14 protein-coding genes and 1 pseudogene are annotated in these 18,636 nt (G+C 73.4%); 5 read left to right on the forward strand and 10 right to left on the reverse strand.

The annotated features are described in order from the left end of the window. Positions 1–8: 8 nt before the first annotated feature. From OG429_RS05365 to OG429_RS05390, 6 genes and pseudogenes are all read right to left on the reverse strand, one after another. Positions 9–1,124 carry a cupin domain-containing protein gene (locus OG429_RS05365; RefSeq protein WP_328924125.1) on the reverse strand — a complete coding sequence of 372 codons (1,116 nt, stop codon included), beginning with the start codon at positions 1,122–1,124 and terminating at the stop codon, positions 9–11. Beyond that, on the reverse strand, positions 1,121–2,143 hold the full coding sequence (locus tag OG429_RS05370) for a carbon-nitrogen hydrolase family protein (RefSeq protein WP_328924126.1): 1,023 nt from the start codon (positions 2,141–2,143) through the stop codon (positions 1,121–1,123). Before OG429_RS05370 ends, OG429_RS05365 begins: the two co-directional genes overlap by 4 nt. Positions 2,144–2,153: 10 nt before the next feature. Next, positions 2,154–4,472, reverse strand: a complete 2,319-nt coding sequence (locus tag OG429_RS05375) for an oxidoreductase (protein ID WP_328924127.1) — start codon at positions 4,470–4,472, stop codon at positions 2,154–2,156. Next, positions 4,454–4,954 carry an acyl-CoA thioesterase gene (locus OG429_RS05380; protein ID WP_328930162.1) on the reverse strand — a complete coding sequence of 167 codons (501 nt, stop codon included), beginning with the start codon at positions 4,952–4,954 and terminating at the stop codon, positions 4,454–4,456. Before OG429_RS05380 ends, OG429_RS05375 begins: the two co-directional genes overlap by 19 nt. A 27-nt stretch (positions 4,955–4,981) precedes the next feature. After that, positions 4,982–6,601: pseudogene (locus OG429_RS05385) on the reverse strand (AMP-binding protein); the annotation flags it as partial. Positions 6,602–6,738: 137 nt separating this feature from the next. Then, complete coding sequence (locus tag OG429_RS05390) at positions 6,739–7,170, reverse strand: ATP-binding protein (RefSeq protein WP_328924128.1); 432 nt, start codon at positions 7,168–7,170, stop codon at positions 6,739–6,741. A gap of 249 nt (positions 7,171–7,419) precedes the next feature. Here OG429_RS05390 and OG429_RS05395 point away from each other — a divergent pair, with 249 nt between their 5' ends. Both OG429_RS05395 and OG429_RS05400 read left to right on the forward strand, forming a co-directional pair. After that, positions 7,420–8,376 (forward strand): alpha/beta hydrolase, encoded by a 957-nt coding sequence (locus OG429_RS05395; protein WP_328924129.1) that lies wholly within the window; start codon positions 7,420–7,422, stop codon positions 8,374–8,376. A 92-nt stretch (positions 8,377–8,468) separates the two neighbouring features. Next, positions 8,469–9,215: a phosphatase PAP2 family protein gene (locus tag OG429_RS05400; protein ID WP_328924130.1), complete on the forward strand. Its 747-nt coding sequence runs from the start codon at positions 8,469–8,471 to the stop codon at positions 9,213–9,215. Between the two features lie 64 nt (positions 9,216–9,279). Here the strand turns inward: OG429_RS05400 and OG429_RS05405 are convergent, their stop codons facing one another. From OG429_RS05405 to OG429_RS05415, 3 genes are all read right to left on the reverse strand, one after another. Continuing rightward, positions 9,280–10,287: a LacI family DNA-binding transcriptional regulator gene (locus OG429_RS05405; RefSeq protein WP_328924131.1), complete on the reverse strand. Its 1,008-nt coding sequence runs from the start codon at positions 10,285–10,287 to the stop codon at positions 9,280–9,282. 124 nt (positions 10,288–10,411) lie between these two features. Further along, on the reverse strand, positions 10,412–11,956 hold the full coding sequence (locus OG429_RS05410) for a carboxylesterase/lipase family protein (protein WP_328924132.1): 1,545 nt from the start codon (positions 11,954–11,956) through the stop codon (positions 10,412–10,414). 96 nt (positions 11,957–12,052) lie between these two features. After that, on the reverse strand, positions 12,053–12,748 hold the full coding sequence (locus tag OG429_RS05415; protein ID WP_328924133.1) for a phosphatase PAP2 family protein: 696 nt from the start codon (positions 12,746–12,748) through the stop codon (positions 12,053–12,055). Positions 12,749–13,392: 644 nt separating this feature from the next. Here OG429_RS05415 and OG429_RS05420 point away from each other — a divergent pair. The 3 genes from OG429_RS05420 (at position 13,393) to OG429_RS05430 (ending at position 17,405) form a co-directional block, all read left to right on the forward strand. Further along, complete coding sequence (locus OG429_RS05420; protein ID WP_328924134.1) at positions 13,393–14,652, forward strand: MFS transporter; 1,260 nt, start codon at positions 13,393–13,395, stop codon at positions 14,650–14,652. A gap of 94 nt (positions 14,653–14,746) precedes the next feature. Further along, complete coding sequence (surE, locus tag OG429_RS05425) at positions 14,747–15,679, forward strand: 5'/3'-nucleotidase SurE (protein WP_328924135.1); 933 nt, start codon at positions 14,747–14,749, stop codon at positions 15,677–15,679. A gap of 73 nt (positions 15,680–15,752) precedes the next feature. Then, positions 15,753–17,405, forward strand: coding sequence for a carboxylesterase/lipase family protein (locus OG429_RS05430; RefSeq protein ID WP_328924136.1), 1,653 nt, complete (start codon positions 15,753–15,755; stop codon positions 17,403–17,405). Positions 17,406–17,417: 12 nt separating this feature from the next. On the opposite strand, the gene OG429_RS05435 is transcribed toward OG429_RS05430, so the two are convergent. Then, positions 17,418–18,491: a DUF2330 domain-containing protein gene (locus OG429_RS05435; RefSeq protein ID WP_328924137.1), complete on the reverse strand. Its 1,074-nt coding sequence runs from the start codon at positions 18,489–18,491 to the stop codon at positions 17,418–17,420. Positions 18,492–18,636 lie beyond the last annotated feature (145 nt).

Consider the following 18,636-nt stretch of genomic DNA (forward strand, 5'->3'; position numbering starts at 1 on the left):
CTCGTGGGTCAGGCGGTGGCCGGCTGGTGGCCGTCGTTGTCGGCGTACGCCTCTTCCCGGTGGAAGCCCAGCGAGCGCATGACGGGGAAGTCGTTGAAGGAGAAGAGGCAGGCGTCCTCGGACGGGTCCAGGTTGTGGTGCTCGTGCCAGGCCCAGGAGGGGACGCAGAAGATGTCCCCCTGCTGCCACTCGAAACGCCGGCCCGCGATCACCGAGACCCCGCGCCCCTTGGCCGCCGTGTAGACGACCGATCCGGTGTGCCGGTGGGCCTTCGTGGCCTGGCCCGGGCGCAGCAGCTGCATGTGGGCGCCCATGGTGGGCATGACGGGGCCGCCGGTGACCGGGTTGGTGTACTCGGCGATGACCCCGTCGTACGGGGAGCCCTCGGTCGCCTCGGCCAGGCCCAGCAGTGCCTCGTAGGTGGGCTCCCACGGGTAGGCGAGCAGCGGCGAGTACGGCCTCGTCCACTTCTCCGAGCCGTAGGGCAGAAGATGGGCCGCGTAGGTCAGCACGGAGGAGTTGACGACCTTTCCCGGGGTCTGGTGGAGCTCGGGGTGCACCTCGTAGAAGCCGGCGTCCAGGGCGTTGACCAGCGGGATGTCGAGTCCGTCCTGCCAGATGACGGGCGCGTCGTCGGCATCGTTGCCGTGTTCGTGCCAGGTGCCGTTCGGGGTGATGGCGAAGTCCCGGGGGCCGACCTTCAGTTTCTGGCCGTCGACGATCGTCCAGGCCCCGGTGCCCTCGTGGACGAAGCGCAGGGCGGCGGCCTGGTGGCGGTGTGCGGTCATGGCCTCGCCGGGGCCCATGATCTGCAGGCCCGTGTAGAGGAGTCCCGCGGCGGCGCTGACGTCCCGGCGGCCGGGGTTGACGAGCATGACCACGCGGCGGCCGGCGTCGTCGGCCTTGACGAGCCCGAGGGCCTTGTGGACGAGCGGGCGCAGGTCCGCGTAACGCCACAGCACCGGAACGGACTTGGGCTGGGGGTACCAGGGCTCGATGTCGTTGGCCACGGTCCACAGGGCGCCGGCGTCGAGGGCGCCGAGCTCTTCGTAGTACGCGGTGAGTTCGGGGGTGTCGGACACCCGGGCGCGGCCGAGCGCGGTGTCGTCCTGTTCCGTGGTCATGCGTCCTCCTCGGAGGTGGTGGTGGCGGTGGTGGGCGGGGCCGGGGCCGGGGCCGGGGGCACGGTGAACGTCACCGGCGGGCGCGGGCGGTTGTCGACTTCGAGGCGGAAGACGTCGAAGCGGTTGTAGTGGCCGACGATGTCGTGCATCTGCTTGGGCTGGATGCAGCGGGCGAGGTCGATCTCGCCGTAGACGATGCCCTCGTCGTCGACGAGCGGATCCGAGACGGGGCGGCCGTCGGGGCCGAAGATGCCGGACAGGGCGCTGCGCGGGCGGGTGAACTGCTTGCGGAGTTCCTCGTCGTCCCCGGCGAGGGCGTCGACGATCTCCGGGGAGACGGTGGAGCAGGCGACGACGGAGAAGACCTTGCCCTCGAAACTGTGGGCGGCGGTTCGGACGGCGATGGCGTCCGCCATGTCGTAGTCCGCGGGGGCCACGGGCAGGGCGATGTAGCAGGAGGCGTGGATCAGTTCGCCCTGGGCGAGGAGGGCGAAGCGGGCCAGGGTGTTGGTGTTCTCGCCGCAGGCCAGTACGCCGAGCGGCCCGACGGGGGTGGAGTGGACCCGCAGCGAGCTGCCGTCCCCGCCGGTCCAGGTGAGCTTCTCCGCCCAGGTGGGCACCAGTTTGCGGTGCACGCCGAGGAGTTCGCCGTCGGGGGCGATGGTGAGCAGGGTGTTGTACAGGACGCCGAGGCTGTACGGGACCCGCTCGTTGACCCCGATGACGACGGTGACGCCGTGCTGCCGGGCGGCGGCGCGCAGGGTGTCGACGTGGGGGCCGGGCACCTCGACCGAGGCCCGCTGGAGCCGCTCGAACCAGGGCGAACCCTGGACCGGGTTCATGGTCCAGTTCCAGTACGGGTATCCGGGGACGAACACCTCGGGGAACACGACGAGTTCGGCGCCGTTGCCCGCCGCCTCGGCGATCAGGGCGACGGCCTTGTCGACGGTGGCGGCGGGGTCGAGGTAGACGGGTGCAGCCTGGACGGCCGCGGCCGTGAAGCGGCGCAGGTTGTCCATGAGGGCCTCCCTATCGGTGGGCGGGTGCGGGTACGCGCGGCAGCCAGCGCCGACGGACGGGCGGGGCGAGCTGCCGCAGGAGTTCGAGCCGGGGAGGTACCCGGTCGGTGCGGGCGGCCGGCGGCCGGTTGCGGCCCGCCGCCCAGGAGCGCGCCCAGGGCGCCGCGGGACCCTGGTAGCCCTGGGCCGCCGCGGCGTGCAGGGTCCACAGGGGATCGTGGAGCTGGGCGCGGCCGACACCGCAGAGGTCGGCCCGGCCGGCCAGGATGATCGAGTTCACGTCGTCGTACGTGGAGATCGCGCCGACGGCGATGGTCGGGACCCCGGTGGCGTTGCGGATGAGGTCGGCGTACGGGGTCTGGTAGCTGCGGCCGTAGCGGGGCCGCTCGTGGGCGACGACCTCACCGGTGGAGACGTCGATGGCGTCGGCGCCCGCCTCGGCGAGCGCGCGGGCGATCGCCACGGCGTCGGCCTCGCCGAGGCCGCCCTCGGCCCAGTCCGCGGCGGAGATCCGCACGAGCAGTGCCTTGCCGAAGGGCCACACCGCCCGTACGGCGCGCAGCACTTCGAGGGGCAGGCGCAGCCGCCCGGCCAGGCCGCCGCCGTAGCCGTCGGTACGGAGGTTGGTCAGCGGCGACAGGAAGCCGGAGAGCAGGTGGCCGTGCCCGTACTGGAGTTCCAGGACGTCGAACCCGGCCCGGTCCGCGCGCCGGGCGGCGGCCGCGAAGTCCCGTACGAGTACGTCCATATCGGCGCGGGTGACCTCGCGCGGGACCCGGCTGTGTTCGTCCCAGGCCAGGCCCGAGGCGGCGATCGGCGGCCCGTCGCCGGTGCCCGCGCGGCGGCCGGCGTGCGTGAGCTGGATGCCGAGGCAGGTGTCGGACTGGCCGTGGACGAAGTCGGTGACGCGCCGCCAGGCGGCTTCCTGTTCGTCCGTCCACAGTCCGGGGCAGCCGGGGCCGCTGCGGCCGTCGGCGCTGACGGCGGTCATCCCGGCGAGCACCAGGCCGGAGCCGCCGAGCGCCTGGGTGCTGAGGTGGACGAGGTCGAAGTCGCCCGGGACTCCCTCGTGCGCGGTGTCCAGCGCGGTGGGCGGTACGACGACCCGGTTGCGCAGCAGCAGCCCGCCGAGCCGGAAGGGCCGGAACATCGGCGGTACGTCCGGGGAAGAGGGCTCGCGGGACGCCGTGTTGACGGCCTCGGTGAAGCCCGCGTCGCGTTCGCGCAGGTTGTCGTAGGTCACGCGACGGCTGCGGGTCAGGAGGTTGAAGGCGAACTGGTGCGGCTCCTGGCCCGTGTACCGGCCGATGTTCTCGAACCACTCGAGGCTGGCCTGGGCCGCGCGCTGGGTGGACTCCACCACCGGCTTGCGCTCCTCCTCGTAGGCGGCGAGCGCCGTCGGTACGTCCGGGTGTTCGTGCAGGCAGGCGGCCAGGGCGAGGGCGTCCTCCATGGCGAGTTTGGTGCCGGAGCCGATGGAGAAGTGCGCGGTGTGGGCGGCGTCCCCGAGGAGGACGACATTGCCGTGGCGCCAGGTGCGGTTGCGCACCGTGGTGAAGCGCAGCCACTTGGAGTTGTTGGGGATCAGCCGGTGGCCGTCGAGATGGTCGGCGAGGAGCTCCTCGCAGCGCCGGATGCTGTCCACGTCGCTGGTGCCGGGCGGGTGGTCGCGCCCGGCGAACTCCTCGAAGCCCGCGCGCCGCCAGGCGTCCTCGGCCATCTCCACGATGAAGGTGGAGCGGGTGGCGTCGTACGGGTAGGCGTGCACCTGGAGCGTGCCGAAGTCCTGCTCGTCGACGATGAAGGTGAAGGCCTCGAAGACCTTGTCGGTGCCGAGCCACATGTAGCGGCCGGCGCGTTCGTCGAGGTCGGGGCCGAAGGTGTCGGCGTAGGCGGCGCGGGTGGCCGACCGCACCCCGTCGCAGGCCACCACCAGGTCGTACTCGGCGGCGAGTTCGGCGGCCGGCGGTGCCTGGGTGCGGTAGCGGACGTCCACCGCGAGGGCGGCGCAGCGCTGCTGGAGGATCCGCAGCAGGTGCCGCCGGCCGAGGGCGGCGAATCCGTGGCCGCCCGAGGTGAGCGTCCGGTCCCGGTAGCGGATGTCGATGTCGGTCCAGCGGGCGAACTCCGCGGACATGGCGTCGAAGGTCTCGCGGTCGGCCTGCGCGATGCCGTCGAGGGTCTCGTCGGAGAAGACGACACCGAAGCCGAAGGTGTCGTCGGGGGCGTTGCGCTCCCAGACGATGACCTCCCAGTGCGGGGAGAGCTGCTTGGCCAGGGCCGCGAAGTACAGCCCGCCGGGTCCTCCTCCTATGACTGCCACGCGCACGGCGTGCCTCCCAGTGGTTCCGAAGCGATGAGGAGCTCGGCCCGCTGCGGGCCGGCGCCGGTGAGCGCGGCCCGTACGTCGGCGGGCCAGGGGGTCGTGCCGGTCGCACGGGCGGCGGAGTGGGCGACGACCATGGTTCCGGCGGCCGCCTCCACCCCCTGCTCGCCGTAGACCGTGAACGCGTAGTGGAGCGAGCTGTCGCCGACCTTCGTGACCCTCAGGTCGGTGCGCACCGCGTCCCCGAACCAGAGCCGCGCGCGGTAGTCCGCTTCGAAGTGGACCCGCGGCGTGCTGCCGAACAGGTGGGCCAGGCCCAGGCGGCGCAGCAGGACGGCCTCGGCCGCCTCGACCCAGCGCACGACGGTGGAGTGGTGGTAGTGGCCGGCGGCATCGGTGTCGGTCCATTCGACGCGGCGCTCGACGACCACGCTGGGCAGTCGCGGCACGGGCACCTCCGGGGCGGGCGGCTCCGGCACGGGCACCTCCGGGGCGGGCGGCTCGGTCCGGTCGGCGGCGGACCGGGCCCGACTGCGCAGTTCGGCGCGCTGGAGCTTCCCGGTACCGGTGCGCGGGAGTTCGGTCACGAACTCCACGGCCCGCGGGTACTTGTACGGGGCGATGGTCTGCTTGACGTGGGTCTGCAGCTCGCGGACCGTGTCCTCGCCCGACGGGACGCCGGAGCGCAGGACGACGTACGCCGTGACGACCATGCCGCGCCGTTCGTCCGGGGCTCCGACGACACCGCACTCCTCGACGTACGGATGGGCGGCGAGCGCCTTTTCGACCTCGGGGCCCGCGATGTTGTAGCCGGAGGAGACGATCATGTCGTCGCTGCGGGCGACGTACCAGAAGTAGCCCTCCGCGTCGCGGACATAGGTGTCGCCGGTGATGTTCCAGCCGTTCCGTACGTACGAGGCCTGGCGCGGGTCCGCGAGGTAGCGGCAGCCGGTGGGGCCCGTCACCGCGAGGAGGCCGGGCTGCCCGTCGGGGACGGGATCGCCGTTCTCGTCGACGACGGCGGCGCGGTAGCCGGGGACCGGGCGGCCGGTGGAGCCGGGCCTGATGTCCTCGTCCGCCGCCGAGATGAAGACGTGCAGCATCTCGGTGGCGCCGATGCCGTCGATGATGCGCAGCCCGGTGGCCTCGTGGAACTCGTGCCACACCGACGCGGGCAGCGGCTCACCCGCCGACACGCAGCGTCGCAGCCCGGCCAGCCGGTCCGCCGCCCCGGCCGCCATGATCGCGCGGTAGGCCGTGGGCGCGGTGAAGAGCACGGTCACCCCGTGGTCCGCGACGAGGTCCGCCAGCTCCCGTGGGCCCGCCTGCTCGATCAGCAGGGTCGCGGCCCCCACGTAGAGGGGGAAGACCACGAGTCCGCCGAGCCCGAAGGTGAAGGCGAGGGGCGGCGTGCCCGTGAAGACGTCGTCCGGGCGGGGTTCCAGGATGTGCCGGGAGAACGTCTCGGCATTGGCGAGGACGTCGCGGTGGAAGTGCAGGGTCGCCTTGGGGCGGCCCGTCGTGCCGGAGGTGAAGGCGATCAGCGCCACGTCGTCGGCGGCCGTGGCGACGGTGGCGAAGCGGCCGTCCTTGGCCGCGCACCGCTCGGTCAGGTCTTCGGGGCCGGAGCCGCCGTAGGCGAGGACCGGCAGGCCGAGGAGGTCGGCCGCGTCGAGTTCACCGGTGTAGCGGTGATCGCAGATCGCGACCGATGGCCGGCTGATCTCGTGGAGCTCGGCGAGTTCGGCGGCCCGCAACAGCGGCATGGTGGTGACGGCGACCCCGCCGGCCTTCAGGACGCCGAACCAGGCGGCCACGAGCCAGGGGTTGTTGGGGCCGCGCAGAAGGACGCGGTTGCCCGGGACCAGGCCGAGGTCCTCGGTGAGCACCTGGGCGACCTGGTTGGCCCGGCGCTGCAGCTCGCCGTAGGTCCAGCGTTCGGTCGGGGTGAGCAGGGCGGGGCGGTCCGGGCCCCGGCTCTCGACGGCGTCGTCGAGCAGACGCCGGGCGCAGTTGAGCCGGTCCGGATGGGCCAGCTCGGGGAGGTCGAAGTGGATTTCGGGCCAGAGGGGGAAGGGCGGCAGCCCGTCACGACAGAAGGAATCGGCATGCGCGGAAGGGGAGAGCTCCATGGGGCGGCACCTCAATCAGGGAGCAGCGGGGGAGACGAGAGCAAGGTATGTCGAATATTTGGCGTCCGTCAACATTGCTCGATATCGCGAGGAGTCGACGGCCTTCCCCACCCGGGGCCAGCAGGCCCCGGGGCGACTCAGGGCGCCGGTATGCGCACGCGGGCGGATTTCCCGAACTCGTCGACGACCACCGAGAGTTCACCTCCCAGGCCGACGGCCATCAACTGGACGATCAGCAGGCCGCGACCACCCTCGGAGTCCAGGTCGCCCTCGGCGCGGGGCCCGGGCAGGAGCGGAAGGGCCGCACCCTGGTCGGCGACCTCCAGCCGGAGCCATCTGCCGTCACAGGCCAACCCCACCCTCATCCGGCCGGCGCCGGCATGCCGGACGACGTTGCCGACGAGTTCGCTCACGGCCAGCAGCAGGACGTCCGTCTCGTCGGCCGGGACGCCCCAGCCCGCGAGCACGGCCCGCACCCGAGCCCTGACCCGCGGGACGGTCGCCGGGTCCGGGTCGGCGATCCAGTGGATGACGTTGCGGACGGCGCTGCCGACGGTGGTGGTGAGCATGTGGTGCTCCCGGAGGGGGAAGGCGACGGACCCACTGGAGCTGCTCGTGTAACTGGACCCGAAGTCTGATCGCTCATGGGCTTGTGGTCAGCGGAAACGCGTCGCTAGATTGTGATTACACGTGTAACACGCTAACCCTCCCCGGTGAACCGCGCAAGCATTTCGGACAATCCTCGCGAAGCTCCCGCCTGTGCCCGCTCACCGGGCCCAGCCGGCCGCCCCGGCCGGCGCCGAATTGGAAGGGCCTCAATGACGCAATCTCCCCCGGCCGAGTTCGACACCGCCGACATGGCCTGGCCGCCCCCGCCGTACCACTCCCCCGTGCCGCCCGTGACCGGCCCGGACGGCATACGCCGCTTCGAGGGGGTCACGTACGCGACCAAGCCGGGCTACCGCCCCCGGCTGCTCGACGTCCAGGTGCCCGCCGGCGAAGGGCCGTTCCCCGTCGTCGTGTGGATCCACGGCGGCGGCTGGCTGGAGGGCGACCGCCGCTACCCGCCGCCGACCGTGCCCGCCGCGCTGCTGCACGGTTCGATCCTGGCGGCCGGGCTCGCGCTGGTCTCCATCGACTACCGGCACAGCCTCGAAGCGCCTTTCCCGGCCCAGCTGCATGACGTGAAGGCCGCGATCCGCTACGTCCGCCGGTTCGCCGGAGTCCTCGGCATCGACCCCGACCGGATCGGCGTCTGGGGCGAGTCGGCCGGCGGCCACCTGGCCGCGCTCGCCGGTCTGGTCGGCCCGGGCAGCCCGGACGGCGCGGCGCTGGAGGGCACGGAAGGGGTCGGCTCCGGGGAGACCGGGGTGCTGGCCGTCGTCGACTGGTACGGCTGCTCCGACCTCGTCGCCCTGGCCGCGCACCCCATGCCGCCGATGCCGTCGGGCGCCCCGTTCCCCGATCCGTACGAGGCCCTGCTCGGCGGTACCGAGGCCGAGCGCCCGGCGCTGGCGCGGGCCGCGAGCCCGGTGACGTACGCCGGGGGCCCGCACCTGCCGCCGTTCCTGCTCGTCCACGGAACCGCGGACGGCCTGGTCCCCTACAGCCAGAGCGAGGTACTCGCCGGGGCGCTGGAGGGCGCCGGGGGCGAGGTCATCCTGGAGCCCGTCGACGGCGCGGACCACATCTTCATCGGCTCCCCGGACATCCCCGGGCTCGTCGCCCGGAGCGTGGCCTTCCTGGCCCGGCACCTCGGCTCCACCACCCCCTAGCGCCTGTCGTCGTGCGGCGCGGCCCGGCCGCGCCCCCGTTTTCCCAGATCACCTACGGCCGCGGGCCGGGTCCGCGGCCGCGAGAGGCAGCCATGTCCACACGTCCGGCCCCCGCCCGCCGCTCCGCCAGACCCGCCGGCCGAGGCGGCCCCGGCGCACTCGTCCTGGGCCTCCTGCTCCTGGGGGCCGCCGCGCTGGCGGCCCTCGTGGTCCGCTCCGACGTCGCCGATCCTCCGTTCCAGGGCCTGGACGAGCGGTGGCTGGCATGGATGGGCGGGCCGCACGAGGGGCTGTACTCGGCCCTGGCCGCGGCCCTGAACTGGTTCGGCGGCCCCCTGGGGGCCGTCGTCCCGCTCGCCCTGCTGCTCCTGCTGCTCCTGCGCGGGCGCTGGGTGTCGGCCGGCTTCCTGCTGCTGGTCTACCTCGGCGGCAACATGGCCGTCGTACAAGGGCTCAAGCACCTGGTGGACCGGCCGCGCCCGGCCCACCCGCTGGTCCGCGTCGACCACGGCTCCTTCCCGTCCGGGCACTCCGCGTCGGCGGCGCTCCTCGTCGTCATCGTCGGGGCGCTGCTGGTCCCGGCGGCCCGGCGGCGGCTGTGGTGGGCGGCGGGCACGGCCTTCACGCTCGCCATGATGTGGAGCCGTACCTGGCTGCACGCGCACTGGCTCACCGACACCGTGGCCGGCGCCGCCGCGGGCGCGGGGGCCGGGCTGGTGGCGTGGTGGCTGGTGCGGCCCGCGCTCGCGCGGGAACACGCACGTGTCCACGGCCGCCGGGGGGCAGCCGCGGACACCCCGGACTCCGTGCCCGCATCGGCCGCCGCTCCTGTGGGGTGATGAGCGGCGGCTGATGCGGGCCGGGTGTCCGGCCGAGGGGCCGGGGGACGCTTCCCCCGGCCCCTCAGGAGGTCTCGCGGTGGACGAGGACGGCTTCCACGTCCGGCAGCGGCGGCGCCGTGCCGGTCTCGATCAGCTCGTGCACGACGTCCGCGATCCGCGCGGCCGACGGAAGGTCGAGGCGGACCGTGGTGAGCGCGGGCTGCTGGAGTGCGGAGAGGACGAGGTCGTCGCAGCCGACCAGGGCGACGTCGTCCGGTACGGCGATTCCCTCGGCCTGGAGCGCGTGCAGGAGCAGCGCGGCGTACTCGTCGTTGTAGGCGAAGACGGAGTCCAGGTTCAGGCTGCGCCACTGCCGGGCGAGGGCGGTCGCGGATTCGCGGGTGTAGGCCAGCTCCACCGGGGTGACGGTGGCCATCCGACGCGCGGCGACCGACTCGGCGCCCGCGAGGCGCGGCTCGGCGAGCGTGCGCAGGCCGCGTTCCTGGGGCATGACGACGCCGATCCGGGTCCGGCCGCGTGCGATGAGGTGCTCGGCGGCGATGGCGCCGATGTGGGCGTGGTCGAAAACGACGGTGTGCACGCCCTCGACGGGGTGGGACGCGAAGGCGAGCAGGCCGCGCACCCCGGCGCGGTGCAGCAGTTCGGCCGCCTGGGCGGTGAAGCGGTCGCCGTCCATGGCGACGACGGCCGCCGGGCGCAGTTCGGCCCAGGCCCGGGCGGCGTCGAGGGGGTCGGCGAAGCGGCCCGCGTGGAGCACCGCCGTGTAGCCGTGCCGGTCGAGCTCGCTGTGCAGGTCGTCGACCCAGTCGCTGACGAGACGGCCGATCGCGGAGATCGCCGATGGCATCAGGACGAGGTTGCTGCGGCCGGCCCGCAGGGACCTGGCGGCGGCGTGCGGTACGTAGCCGAGCTGCCTGGCCGCGTCGAGCACGCGGTCGCGGGTGCTCTGGCTGACGCGGTGGCCCGGGGTGTCGTTGAGCACGAAGGAGACGGTGGCGCGCGACACCCCCGCGAGCCGGGCCACGTCCGCGCTGGTGATCGACGCGGGGACGGGTGTGTCTTTGACCATGACGTCCCTCGACGCTCCTTCTGGCTGTGCCGGGCTTGCACCTTCTTTCAGGTTACACGAGTTAGATCAGGGCGGCGGGGGTCGATCAGGCGTGCGGGGGCTCGGTCGGCCCTGCCGGATCGGTCTACTCGGCCGGCCCGGTCCGCCGGGCCCGCTCGTGCAGGAGCCGGGAGGAGCCGGCGAGGTCGTCGAGGGCGGTGATGACGGAGTCGAAGCGCAGCGTGGTGCGCTTCGGCGTGTCGTACGGCTCCCACCGCGGCAGGTCCGGATGGTTCGGGTCGCCGGTGCGGACGAAGGCGATCCAGGCCCGGTGCATGGCGTACGCGAGGCCGTCGCTGACGGCGGGGTCGAGTCCGGCCAGGAAGGGGGCGTGCGCCCACTGGTCGAAGTTGTCGAAGACGAAGGGGAGTTCGAGGCAGTGCGCGGCGCCGAGCCGGCCCTCGTGCGCGGGCGTGGGCAGGTCGAACTGGTACGCCCACACGGGCCTGCCCAGCGCGGCCCTGGCTTCGGCCAGCCGCACCGATGGCACCCGGAAGAGCTCGTCCGTGATCAGGTCCATGAGCACATCGGCCGGGCGGGCGCCGGGCCGGGCGCGCTCGTACACCGAGTACGCCTCGGGCGCGGCCTCGGCGCCGACGGTCTCGGCGAGCCGGGCGGTCACCTGCTCGCGGGTGGCGGCGGCGTACTCCTCGTCGAGCGCGAAGCCGAAGTTGGCCTCCTCCCGGGTCCAGCCGATCATGACGTCGATGCCGGTCGCCGGTCCGTGCAGCAGGGCCTCCACCGGGTGCCGGCTCAGGGTGGCGCCGTCGACCACGGGCAGGAAGGGCGTCGGCCAGTGCCCCCACCGCATCGTCAGCGCGAACAGTCCGGCGCCCGCTCCGATCAGCTCGGGCCAGGGCAGGGCGCGCAGCTCCGCCGCGTCCTTGGCTCCGGCCAGCTCCAGGTAGGCGGCGGTGCGCTCCAGGTACGCGTCCGGGTCGGGGAGGTCCAGGCCGAAGGGCGGGCTCTGCAGGATCACCCGCTTGATGAGGTCCCGGGCCTGCGGATGTCCGGCGAGGGCGGCGGTGGACACCGCGCCGCCTGACTGGCCGGCGACCGTGATGGAGTCCGGGTCGCCGCCGAGGGCGGCGATGTTCTCCTTCACCCAGCGCAGGGCGGCGAGCTGGTCGGAGAGCCATGGGTTGCCGGTTTCGCCGGGGCCGTCGAGGTAGAGGTAACCCAGTGGCCCGATGCGGTAGTTGACGCTCACGACGACGAGGTCGCCGTCGCGCGCGAAGGTCTCGCCCGAGTACCCGGGCAGCGAGCCCGAACCGGACACGAAGCCGCCGCCGTGGATCCAGACGAGGACCGGGCGGCGGGCCGCGTCGGCGGCGGGCGTCCAGACGTTGAGGGTCAGGCAGTCCTCGTCGAAGGGGGGCGACCCGTGCCCGCCGAGCACCGGGTCGCCGCCCTCCCGGTACAGCTGCGGCGCGCTCGGACCGTCGGCGGTGGCGTCGCGCGTGCCGCTCCAGCCCGGGTGCGGCCGGGCCGGCCTCCACCGCAGGTCGCCGACCGGCGGTGCGGCGTACGGCACGGCCCGGAAGACGGCGACGCCGCCTTCGATCGCACCGCGGAGCCGCCCTGCGGGCAGGTCCGCCACCGTCGTTTCCTCGCCTGGGGAGTGAGCCATGAGCCGGTCCTTCCTGGCGGCGCGCGGGCTGCGTACCGACACGTCAAGACTATTGCGTGAATTTCTCGACCGTCAACTCTTCACGATATTTTGGAGTCACAGCCACAGGCTGTCCGAGGCGATGCGCTCCGCCTCCGTACGCAGCAGCGGCGCGAAGACCCGCCACAGCATCAGACAGGCTCCGGCGCCGACCAGGGCGCCGGCGAAGGTGTCGGTGAGCCACTGGGCGTGCAGCCAGGTCCTGCTTCCCATCATGGCGAGGACGTACGCGGCCGCGCAGGGCCACCACCAGCGGCGGGCCCGCGGCGGGAAGACCACGAGCGCCACCACGATCACCAGGGTCACGGCACTGAACACCTGGCCGGAGGGGTACGAGCCGTCGTTGACCAGGACCGACGGGTGCGGGGGACGCGGGCGGTCGGCGAGCGCCTTGAGGGGCAGGAGCACCACGACGTTGGCGACGACGGTCGCGGTGAAGACGAAGAGCGCCGATCGCCAGCGCCCGTAGACGCAGAGGCAGCCGATCAGTGCGAGCGGCACGACCAGCCCGAGGGGGCCGCCGAGCCGGTCGAGCACGAGGGTGAATCCGCCGCCGCCGTCGACGGCGGATCCGTTCACCGAGGCCGCCCACCGGTCGTCGACGCCCTGGAAGAAGGGGCGCTCGACCACGCGGAGCAGGAGCGCGACGAGCAGCGGTACGACGAGGAGGAGGATTCCGCAGCCGAGCGCGTGGCGCGGCGGAGCCGCCGGCAGGTGGTGCGGCGGCGGTACACGGGAGGACGAGGGCGCCATGGCGGGCCTTTCACGGACACCGGTCCGCTCCCCTGGGGCGGAGCGCGGGCACGGGAGGGGACGGAAGGAGCGGCGATCGGGGCAGCGATCGGGGAACGTCGAGCGGGAACGTCGGCCGGGAACGTCAGCCTGAAGACATCCGGGCGGACCCGGCGGCGCGAGCGGCGCCTCCGCGGGCCCGCAGGACCCGGCGGTGCGGGCCCCCGGCGGTAGCCGGTCGAACTCCCGGCGCCCGGTGCGGCTCGTGATGCGCCGCGGGACGCGCGGTGCACTCCGGGGCACGCCCCGGCCGTCGGACGGCGGGGGCCGCGCAGGGTGGGGGCGGCGGCGATGGGGTTGTCGCACCGCGGCACGGAGTATGGCCGACGCACCACAACTGCCACAAGGGCTGTGGTTACACGTCATGGCAGATGAAATCTCCGGACGGTCACGATCTGCACAACGACCGCACGCAGCCTCTGGCGGTGGCCGGAAATGGGTGCTACACAGTGTCCAGCGCCAGTGGTAACACGTGTAAATGACGGCTGGCAGGACCAGTACCCGTCCGTCGCACCTCCCCGCGCCCTGCGGCGCCCTGCCGCGCCCCGCCGCCCCCCGTTCGGCCCCCGCTCATCACCTCCCCGCTCCGTTCCCGAGGAGTCGTCATGGCCCTGCCCGACGTCGTCGATCCCGTTCCCGCGGCCCCCGAGCCTCCCCGCCAGCGCGGTCTGCTGCCCCTGCTGCTGTTCGCCAACGCCGCCATGCTGGCGGTCTACATGGGCGTGGGATCCGTCCTGCTGCCGCTGCAGATCGCCGAGATCGATCCCGCCAACAAGGTCGCGCTCCTCGGCCTGATCGGCGGCGTCAGCTCGATCTTCGCGACCGCCTTCAACCCGATCGCCGGCGCCCTGTCCGACCGCAGCGGGCGCCGCAGCCCCTGGATCCTGGGCGGCGCCCTCGCCGCGCTCGCCGCCCTGGCCTTCCTCGGCAGCGTGAGCACCGCTCTGCTCGTCGGCATCGGCTGGTGCCTGGTCCAGGCGACCATGAACGTCTACCAGGCGGCGGTCACCGCGATCGTGCCCGACCGCATCCCCGCCGCCCGCCGCGGCACCGCGTCCGCGCTGGTCGGACTGGGACTGCCCATCGGCGGCACGGTCGGCGTCCTGGTCGCCTCCCAGACCGCGGACCACCTGCGCACCGGCTACCTCGTCTTCGGCGCCATCGTCGCCGGAGCGGCGCTGCTGCTCACCACCTTCTGCCGGGACCTGCCGCGCCCCCGGTCCGCCCCGGGCGCGGCCTCCGCGGCCGCCCGCCCCAAGGGCGCCGGGCTCGCCGCCTTCCTCTCGTCCCTCGGCAACCACGACTTCCGGTGGGCCTTCATCGGCCGCGCCCTGATGGTCCTCGGCTACTTCTCCGTCGTCGGCTACCAGCTGTACATCCTCGACGACCACATCGCCCTGCCCGCCGGGCTGACCCCGCCCGCCGCGATGGCCGTGCTCACCCCGGTGTCGATGGTCGCGATGGCCGTCTCCACCGTGCTCGGCGGTCTGCTGTCCGACCGCCTGAACCGCCGCAAGGTGTTCGTCGGCGTCTCGGCCGCCCTCGCCGGACTCGTCATGGCAGTGCCCGTGGTGAGCCCGACGTGGACCGGCATGCTCGTCTTCAGCGCGCTCAACGGCCTCGCCTTCGGCTGTTTCATGGCCGTCGACACCGCGCTCGTCACCCTGGTCCTCCCCCGCGCCGAGGACGCAGCCCGCGACATGGGCGTACTCAACATCGCCAATGCCGGGCCGCAGGTCGTCGCCCCCTTCGTCGCCTCGGCGATCGTCACGGGCCTGGGCGGCTACACCCCGCTCTTCCTCGCCGGCGGCGCGCTGTCCCTGATCGGCGCGCTCGCCATCCTGCCGATCCGCAGCGTGCGCTGACACCGAACTCCGGCGGGCGCATGCCGAGGGTCACGCGCCCGCCGGTCACCACCCTTCTCACCCTCCTCTCCCTCCCCTTCGAAGGAGCACTCCTGTGAGACGCAAGCGAGTTCTGCCGCTGGCCGCACTGATGCTGTGCGCTCCGGCCCTGGCCGGCACGGCACCCGCGGCCGCCTCGCCACAGACCGTGCCCGCGCCCGCCCCCGTACCCGCGGCCGCCGGCCCGCTGCGGATCCTGCTCACCAACGACGACGGCTACAACGCGCCCGGCATCCGGAAGGCGTTCGAGCGGCTGACCGCGGCCGGACACGACGTCACGATCGTCGCCCCGCTCACCAATCAGAGCGGCACGGGTACGAAGATGATGAGCGCCCCCACCCTGACGGTGAAGCACCCCGAGCCCAAGGTGTGGGCCGTCGACGGCACGCCGGGCGACTCCGTCGCCTTCGGCCTGGCCGAGGTCTTCGCGGACGGGGCCCCCGATCTGGTGGTCTCCGGCACCAACTTCGGCCCGAACGTCGCCGGGCTCGCCACCCACTCGGGCACGGTCGGCGGCGCGGTCGCCGCGCTGGAGTCCGGCGTCCCCGCCATCGCACTGAGCACCGGCGGTCTGACCGCGCCCGACCCGGTCACCACCGTCAACGCGATGGGCCCGACGCTCGACTTCGCCGTCAAGCTGATCGACCGCCTGCGGGCGCGGGCCCCCCGGTCCGGCCCGCTGCTGCCCAAGGGCGTCGGCCTCAACGTCAACCATCCCGTGGTCGGCGCGGACGGCACGGGTACGGCCGCCGGTGTGGCAGCGACGTTCCAGGATCCGCAGACGCTCCTGGAGCCGGACTTCACCGATTCCGGCGACGGCACCTGGAAGGTGACCGTGAAGGTCGTGCCGCGCGCCGCGGCCAAGGGCGGCGACATCGAGGCCGTGAGCGCGGACCGGATCGCCGTCAGCCCCATGAACGCCGACTGGAACACCGGCCCGGCCGACCACGCCCTGGCCTCCGCCCTGCTCGCGGGGCTCCGCCCGTAACCCGTCGGACGGCCGGGGGCGCGGCGGCACGCCCGTCCGCCCCCGGCCCTCGGTCACACCCCCAGGAGGACGGATGAAGTGGCCCGGCAAGCGGCTGACTTCGGCAAGACCCCTGCTCGGAACGGCCCTCGCGCTGGCGGCTCTGCTCACCTCGACTCTGCTCGCCTCGGCGCTGCCCGCCGCGGCGCTGCCCGGTGGCACGGCCCGGTCCGGCGCGTCCGACGGACCGGCGCGCCCGGTGGTCTCCCTCGCGCAGGGCGCCCTGCGGGGGCAGACGCGCGACGGGGCCGAGGAGTTCCTCGGCGTCCCGTACGCCGCTCCCCCGGTCGCGGACGCACGGCTGCGCCCGCCGCGGCCGGCGCCCCGGTGGACCGGGGTGCGGGAGGCCGACCGGCAGGCTCCGGCGTGCCTGCAGTTCTCGCCGTTCGGGCTGCGTGATCCGCGGGCCGCCGCGGAGGACTGCCTGTACCTGGACGTGTACCGGCCCCGCACGGCCCGTCACGGAGCCCGGCTCCCGGTGATCTTCTGGATGCACGGCGGCGCGTACAGCCAGGGCACGGGAACCCAGTTCGGCGGGCGCACGATGGCGGATCTCACCCAGACCGTGGTGGTGAGCATCAACTACCGGCTGGGACAGCTCGGTTATCTGGACCTGCCCGAGCTGGCCGAGGGGAGCGACGCGCCGCGCTCCGGGTCCTTCGGACTGATGGACCAGATCGCGGCGCTGCGCTGGACGCGACAGAACATCGCCGCGTTCGGCGGTGATCCGGACAGCGTCACGGTCTCCGGCCAGTCCGCGGGCAGCGGTTCGGTCTGCGCGCTGCTGGCGAGCCCGTCGGCCGCGGGCCTGTTCCACCGGGCCGTGCTGCAGAGCGGACCGTGCACCTTGCTGCGTACGCCCGACAGCGCGCGGGCCCAGGCGCAGGCGCGGGCCTTCGCCGCGCGGGCGGGGTGCGCCGGCCCGGCCGGGGTCGCCGCGTGTCTGCGCGGCGCCTCTGGAGCGGCCCTGGTGGAGGCGGCCCGTACGCTGCCCACCCCGGGTCCGGCCTCCGGCGACGGCCTGCTTCCGGTCGATCCGGAGCAGGCGATCGGGACCGGGACGTGGAACAAGGTGCCGGTCCTGATCGGGAGCACCCGTTCGGAGGCCCGCTTCTTCGTCGCGCTCAGCCGGCCCGGTCTGACGCAGGACCAGTACACGGCGCAGATCATGGCGGCTTACGGAGACGCGGGGGCCGAGGTCCTCGCCCGGTATCCGGTGGCGGACCACGGCTCGCCCTATCTCGCGCTGTCGGCCCTCATGACCGACTCGTCCTTCGCCTGCCACACCGCGTGGACGGCCGAGCTCTTCGCCTCCCAAGTGCCGGCGTACGCCTACGAGTTCGATGATCCGCAGTCGCCGACGCTGGCCGGGGCGCAGGTGCCGGGCCTGGACGAGTCGAACGCGCACAGCGCGGAGCTGGCGTACCTGCACGACTTCACCATGGGCGACCGCCCGCTGACCGCCGTGCAGGTCGCGCTGGCGACCCGGATGAAGCGGTACTGGGGCGCCTTCGCCCGCTTCGGCGTGCCCGCCGTGCCGGGTCAGACCCGGTGGCCGGCGGTCGTTCCCGGCGCCGGGGCCGCCCCGGTCCTCACCCTCAACCCCACGGCGATGTCGGCGGGTTCGTCGTTCGCGGCGGACCACCAGTGCGCGTTCTGGCGGACCCACCCGCCCCTGCCCTTCTAGCCTTCCATCCTTCTAGGAGGTCCGTCGGCGGCGCCGGAGCAGGAGCGTGACGGCCGCCGCCGACACCACCAGGACTGCCGACACCGTCAGGAGCCACACCGGAACGCCGTCGCCCACCGTGAGCAGCTCGTCGTGGTAGACGGTCCGGCGGTACGGGGTGTCCTTGGCGGTGGCGCGCAGTTCGTGGTCGCCGTCGATGCGAGCGGGCTCCGGGAATTCCTGGTCGATCGCGGTGAGGAACACCGGCTCGCCGCCGGTGAGTTCGGCGAGCGGGGTGCCCTTCCTCGCCGTCACGGTGCCCGCGAAGGTCACCTTCGGCGCGGAGCCGCCGATCGTGGAGCCGGGTTCCATGCGGTGGTCGGCGAGCACGTACAGGCCGAGGGACTGCGGGGTCTTCGCCATCCGGGAGAGCCGCATGGGGTAGACGAGCCGCTCGCTGTCGAAGCGGATCTTCAGCGGGTCCAGGGTGCCCTGCAGCTTCTTGCCCTGCTGCCGCGGGGCGAGGCGGACGGCGACGTACTCCCACTTCTGGTCGACGTAGGGCTTCAATTCGGTGGCGAGGCCGTCGGGCAGTTTGAAGCCGTTGTCCTCCAGCCAGTTCCGCAGCGCGTCCGGGTCGGTCGCGGTCAGGCGCGCGACGTCGAAGTCGCCGAGCTGCTCCCGGCCGACCACCCCGACCGAGGGGGCGCCGGCGCCCGGCGCGGCTCCGACCATGCGGTCCCCGGCGGTGGCGGAGAAGGGCCAGTCGCCGTCGCGCGGCCAGAAGTAGTGCCGGGGCTTCTCCTGCGGCTCGGTCAGCTGGGAGAGCTGACCGAACACGGCCCCGTCCGCGAGCTCCACCGTGGCCCGGCCCGGCACCGGCATGATCCAGGCCGCCCGGGGCGCGTCCCCGCGGACGACGAACCGCATCACGATCTGTTCGGCGCGCCCGTCCCAGCGCACGACGGAGGTCTCCTTCTCGACCCCGATCCGCGCGTAGCCCTCAGGGATCATCGCCCCGCATCCGCAGGCCCACGCGGGGCTGATGAGCGAGCCCAACTGGGTCGCGAGCAGGGCGAACAGCAGGACCAGGATTCTTCGTTTCATCCACACGGGGTCTCAGACGACGGCCCGCGTGATCCGGTTCCTCGGGAGCGGGCGGGAGCCGTCGGACACTTCGCCGCCACCTTCCGGTCATCCGGCACTGCCACCATGCCGTTCCGAAAGTTGTATATACAACTCCGATGGAGAA

This window comes from Streptomyces sp. NBC_00190 (genome assembly GCF_036203305.1).
GTDB lineage: Bacteria > Actinomycetota > Actinomycetes > Streptomycetales > Streptomycetaceae > Streptomyces.